This is a genomic window from Acidovorax delafieldii 2AN (assembly GCF_000175235.1).
GTDB classification, from domain to species: domain Bacteria; phylum Pseudomonadota; class Gammaproteobacteria; order Burkholderiales; family Burkholderiaceae_C; genus Acidovorax; species Acidovorax delafieldii_B.
In genome coordinates this window covers 1-5,188 of record NZ_ACQT01000246.1, presented here as the reverse complement: position 1 = coordinate 5,188, position 5,188 = coordinate 1, and the positions used below count along the sequence as shown (strand labels likewise).

5 protein-coding genes are annotated in these 5,188 nt (G+C 66.8%); all 5 read left to right on the top strand.

Going from position 1 to position 5,188, the window contains the following annotated elements; genetic code table 11:
• Positions 1–93 precede the first annotated feature (93 nt).
• A complete protein-coding gene (locus ACDELDRAFT_RS18850) occupies positions 94–870 on the top strand; it encodes an ABC transporter ATP-binding protein (RefSeq protein ID WP_005799614.1) in 777 nt (258 codons plus the stop codon).
• Positions 867–1,595: an ABC transporter ATP-binding protein gene (locus tag ACDELDRAFT_RS18845; RefSeq protein ID WP_005799613.1), complete on the top strand. Its 729-nt coding sequence runs from the start codon at positions 867–869 to the stop codon at positions 1,593–1,595. The genes ACDELDRAFT_RS18850 and ACDELDRAFT_RS18845 overlap by 4 nt, the downstream gene beginning before the upstream one ends.
• A gap of 91 nt (positions 1,596–1,686) precedes the next feature.
• Positions 1,687–2,670, top strand: coding sequence for a branched-chain amino acid ABC transporter permease (locus ACDELDRAFT_RS18840; protein ID WP_005799612.1), 984 nt, complete (start codon positions 1,687–1,689; stop codon positions 2,668–2,670).
• A 152-nt stretch (positions 2,671–2,822) separates the two neighbouring features.
• Positions 2,823–3,890 (top strand): branched-chain amino acid ABC transporter permease, encoded by a 1,068-nt coding sequence (locus ACDELDRAFT_RS18835; RefSeq protein ID WP_005799611.1) that lies wholly within the window; start codon positions 2,823–2,825, stop codon positions 3,888–3,890.
• A gap of 36 nt (positions 3,891–3,926) precedes the next feature.
• A partial coding sequence (locus tag ACDELDRAFT_RS18830) for a 3-hydroxybutyrate oligomer hydrolase family protein (protein WP_005799610.1) occupies positions 3,927–5,188 on the top strand: 1,262 nt, incomplete at its 3' end.

Sequence of the window (5,188 nt, the reverse complement as noted above, 5' to 3'; positions counted from 1 at the left end):
CGCTTCGGTTGCTGCTGATTTCATAGCTGCCAACGCTTGCTGTGCAAGCGCTGGGGGCACTTTTCTTCCAATTTTGCGGAGCCTTGATCCCGGATGCTGGCGACCCATGATCTGACCATCCGTTTTGGTGGCCATGTGGCGGTGAATGCCGTGACCTGCTCGTTCGAGCCGGGCACGCTCACGGCCATCGTGGGCCCCAACGGCGCGGGCAAGACCACCTACTTCAATCTCATCTCGGGGCAGCTCAAGGCCACCAGCGGCAAGGTGATGCTGGGCGGGCGCGACCTGTCGGGCCAGTCGCCCTCGGCGCGCACGCACGCGGGCCTGGGCCGGGCGTTCCAGCTCACCAACCTGTTCCCGGGCCTCAGCGTGCTGGAGAACGTGCGCCTGGCCGTGCAGGCCACGCAGGCGGGCAGTCACCGCCGGGGCCTCAACCTGTGGAGCATCTGGAGCGACCACCGCCAGCTCACCGAGCGCGCCGAGCAGATCCTGCAGTCGGTGGCGATGCTGGAGCGGCGCGACACCCCCGTGGCCAGCCTGCCGCACGGCGACCAGCGCAAGCTCGAGGTGGCGCTGCTCATGGCGCTGGAGCCGCAGGTCTACATGTTCGACGAGCCCACGGCCGGCATGAGCCACGACGAGGCGCCCGTGATCCTGAACCTGATCCGGGAGCTGAAGAAGGACAAGACCAAGACCATCCTGCTGGTGGAGCACAAGATGGACGTGGTGCGCGAGCTGGCCGACCGCATCATCGTATTGACCAACGGCACGCTGGTGGCCGACGGCCCGCCGGCCCAGGTGATTGCATCGCCCGTGGTGCAGGAAGCCTACCTGGGCGTCTCGAAAGACGCCGAAAAGGAGGCCGCATGAGCCAAGAGAACCTCCTCGAACTGCAGGGTGTGCACACCCACATCGGCGCGTACCACATCCTGCACGGTGTGGATCTGGCGGTGCCCAGGGGCCAGCTCACCATGCTGCTGGGCCGCAACGGCGCGGGCAAGACCACCACGCTGCGCACCATCATGGGCCTGTGGCAGGCCTCGCAGGGCGCGATCACCTTTGGCGGGCGTGACATCACGCGCATGCACACGCCCCAGATCGCGCACCTCAACATCGCCTACGTGCCTGAGAACATGGGCATCTTCGCCGACCTCACGGTGAAGGAGAACCTGCTGCTGGCCGCGCGCAAGGCCCGCAACGCGGCGCAGATGGACGCCGCGCGGCTCGAATGGATCTTCAGGCTGTTTCCGGCCGTGGAGAAGTTCTGGAACCATCCGGCGGGCAAGCTCTCGGGCGGGCAAAAGCAGATGGTGGCAGTGGCCCGCGCCATCGTCGAGCCGCGCGACCTGCTCATCGTGGACGAGCCCAGCAAGGGCCTGGCGCCCGCCATCATCAACAACATGATCGAGGCGTTCGACCAGCTCAAGAAGAGCGGCGTGACGATTTTGCTGGTCGAGCAGAACATCCATTTCGCCAAGCGCCTGGGCGACACCGTGGCCGTGATGGACAACGGCCGGGTGGTGCACTCGGGCAGCATGGCCGCGCTGGCGCAGGACGAGGCGCTGCAGCGCTCGCTGCTGGGGTTGGCACTATGAATTGCAAGTCTTTTGGGCCTGTGGCGCTTGGTACGCGTGCGCTGGCAGCTATTAAATCAATAGTGTCTGCCCGCCGGGCCGGAGGTCTGGCATGAGCCCGCGCGATTTCGACTGGAAGCCCCTGGCGCTGGTGCCGGCGCTGGCCCTGCTGGTGCTGCCATTCGTGGGCTCGCCCAGCACCTGGCTCACGCTCACGGTGGCGGGGCTGGCCATGGGCATGATCATCTTCATCATCGCCTCGGGCCTCACGCTGGTGTTCGGCCTGATGGACGTGCTCAACTTCGGCCACGGCGTGTTCATTGCGCTGGGCGCCTTCGTGGCCACCAGCGTGCTGGGCGCCATGGGCGACTGGACGGGTTCTGCCGAGCTGTGGCGCAACATGGTCGCCGTGCTGCCGGCGATGCTGGTGGCCATGGCGGTGGCGGGCGCCGTGGGCCTGGCGTTCGAGCGTTTCATCGTGCGGCCCGTGTATGGCCAGCACCTCAAGCAGATCCTCATCACCATGGGCGGCATGATCATCGGTGAAGAGTTCATCAAGGTGATCTGGGGCCCCGCGCAGATTCCCCTGCCACTGCCAGAAGGTATGCGTGGCAGCTGGCTGCTGGGCGATGCCGCCGTCGAGAAATACCGCGTGGTGGCGGTGCTGGTGGGGCTGGCGGTGTTTGCCCTGCTGGCCTGGACGCTCTCGCGCACCAAGGTGGGCCTGCTGATCCGCGCCGGTGTGCAGGACCGTGAGATGGTCGAGAGCCTGGGCTACCGCATCCGCCGCCTGTTCGTCGGTGTGTTCGTGGTGGGCTCGGCGCTGGCGGGTCTGGGCGGCGTGATGTGGGGCATGTACCAGCAAAGCGTGGTGCCGCAGATGGGCGCGCAGGTCAACGTGCTGATCTTCATCGTGATCATCATCGGTGGCCTGGGCAGCACGGGTGGCGCGCTCATCGGCGCGCTGCTGGTGGGGCTGATGGCCAACTACACCGGTTTTCTGGCGCCCAAGGTCGCGTTGTTTTCGAACATTGCGCTCATGGTGGCCATCCTGCTGTGGCGCCCGCAGGGCGTCTATCCGGTGGCGAACCGATGAAACACCCCCAGAGCCTCTTCGCGCCTTGCCCCTGGAAGGGGGACGCCGCCCGTGCGGCGGGGCGGCCCTTGCATGGCGGCTGCTGGCTGGGTCTGCGCCCGTTGCAGGCGCAGTGATCGGTGAACAACGCGGTGAAAAACGGAAAGGTATCCATGTTCCAACGACTTCTCTCCGGCGACTATCCGCGCAGCAAGCTGCTGGCGGTGATCCTGGTGGCGATCTTTCTGGGGCTGGCATTCGCGCCGTTCCTGTTCCCTGGTGTCAAGGCGCTGTCGGTGGCGGCCAAGGTGCTGGTGTTCGTGGTGCTGGTGGCCAGCTTCGATCTGCTGCTGGGCTACACGGGCATCGTGAGCTTCGCGCACACCATGTTCTTCGGCATCGGTGCCTACGGCATTGCCGTGGCCACCACGCGCATGGGCCCCACCTGGGGCGCGCTGGCCGTGGGCCTTTCGGGCGCACTGGTGCTGTCGCTGCTGCTGTCGCTGGCCGTGGGGCTGTTCTCGCTGCGCGTGCGCGCCATCTTCTTCGCCATGATCACGCTGGCCGTGGCGGCGGCGTTCCAGACGCTGGCCTCGCAGCTGTCGGACATCACGGGCGGCGAGGACGGGTTGACCTTCAAGGTGCCCGAGATCCTCTCGCCGAGTTTCGAACCCTTCGACGACCCGTTCCTCGGCGTCTCGATCGACGGGCGCCTCATCTGCTACTACCTGCTGTTCGTCACCGCGGTGGCGCTGGTGCTGGCGTTGCTGCGCATCGTGAACTCGCCGTTCGGCCGCGTGCTGCAGGCCATCCGCGAGAACGAGTTCCGTGCCGAGGCCATTGGCTACCGCGTGGTCGTGTACCGCACCACGTCGAGCGTGCTGTCGGCCCTGTTCGCCTGCTGCGCGGGCGCCATGCTGGCGATCTGGCTGCGCTACAACGGGCCGGACACCTCGCTCAGCTTCGAGATCATGATGGACTGCTTGCTCATTGTCGTGATCGGCGGCATGGGCACCATCTACGGCTCGGCCATCGGGGCCGTGCTGTTTCTGGTGGCGCAAAGCTACCTGCAGGATTTGTTGCGCGTGGGCAGCGAGGCCACGGCCGGGCTGCCCTGGCTGTCGGCGCTGCTGTCGCCCGACCGCTGGCTGCTGTGGCTGGGCGTGCTGTTCGTGCTTTCGGTCTATTACTTTCCCACTGGCGTCGTTGGACGCCTGCGATCCCTGCGTGCTGCGCGCTGAGCACGCGTTTCTGTGTCAGTAAAAAAAGGAGACAACATGAAAGTGAATCTGCAGGACAACCGGGTAGCGAAAGCAGCGATGACCACCTTGGCCGGGGCCGTTCTGGCGGCCTGCGGCGGTGGATCGTCCAACCCGACCAACGACCTTCCCGCCGGCATCACGCCCGTGAGCGCCACGGCCTACCCCGCCACCACCGTGGGCGCTGGCGACACCGCCGCAACGCAAGACCTGCTGACCGGCGGTATCGGCAAGACCGGTCTGGGCCTGGCCACCGCACCCACCTATGCCAACCCGGCCAGCCCCACGGCTGCCGAGCTGCGCCGCAATGCCCTGTACTCGAATTACCGGGGCATTCTGGATGGCAGCGCGAACGGTGGCTACGGCACGCTGTATGGCCCCAACGTCACCACCGCCGGCACCGTCACGGCCAGCGAAGGGCTGATTCCGGGCCGCGAATACGTGGCCGTGCTCGACGATGGATCGGGCCGCAAGAAGACGGTGATCGCGGTGCAGGTGCCCGACACCTTCAACCAGGCCAAGCCTTGCGTGGTGCTGGGCGCGTCCTCGGGTTCGCGCGGCGTGTACGGTGCCATCGGCACGGCGGGGGAGTGGGGTCTGAAGCACGGCTGCGCCGTGGCGCTCACCGACGCCGGCAAGGGCGTGGGTCTGTACGACATGATGGACGACACCGTCCACAAGATCGATGGCACCCGCGCCACCCGCACGGCGGCCGGTGCGCTCAGCTTCTTTGCCGCCAGCATCACCGACACGGCCCGTCTGGCCTACAACGCACTGTTCCCCAACCGGCTGGCCCTCAAGCAGGTGCACTCGCAGATGAACCCCGAGAAGGACTGGGGCAACGACACCCTGGCGGCGGGCCGCTACGCGCTGTTCGTGCTGAACGACCGCTACGGCACGGCCGCCAACCCGGTGCCATTCACGCGCGAGAACACCATCGTGATTGCCGGCTCGGCATCGAATGGCGGTGCGGCGTCGTTGCGCGCGGCAGAGCAGGACACCACCGGCCTGATCGACGGCGTGGTGGCTTCCGAGCCCGTGGCGGAAATGCCCACCGCCAGCGGCTATGGCATCCAGCTGGGCGGTGCGGCGGTCAGCGGCTATGGCAAGACGCTGGCCGACTACACCACCTACGGCAATATCTACCAGCCCTGTGCGGCGCTGGCTGCAGGCGCGGCCATGGCCGAGGCATCCATCTTCAACTACATCACGCTCACTGGAATGACGGCCCGCGCCACGGCGCGCTGCGATGGCCTGGCCGCCAAGGGGCTGGTCAGCGG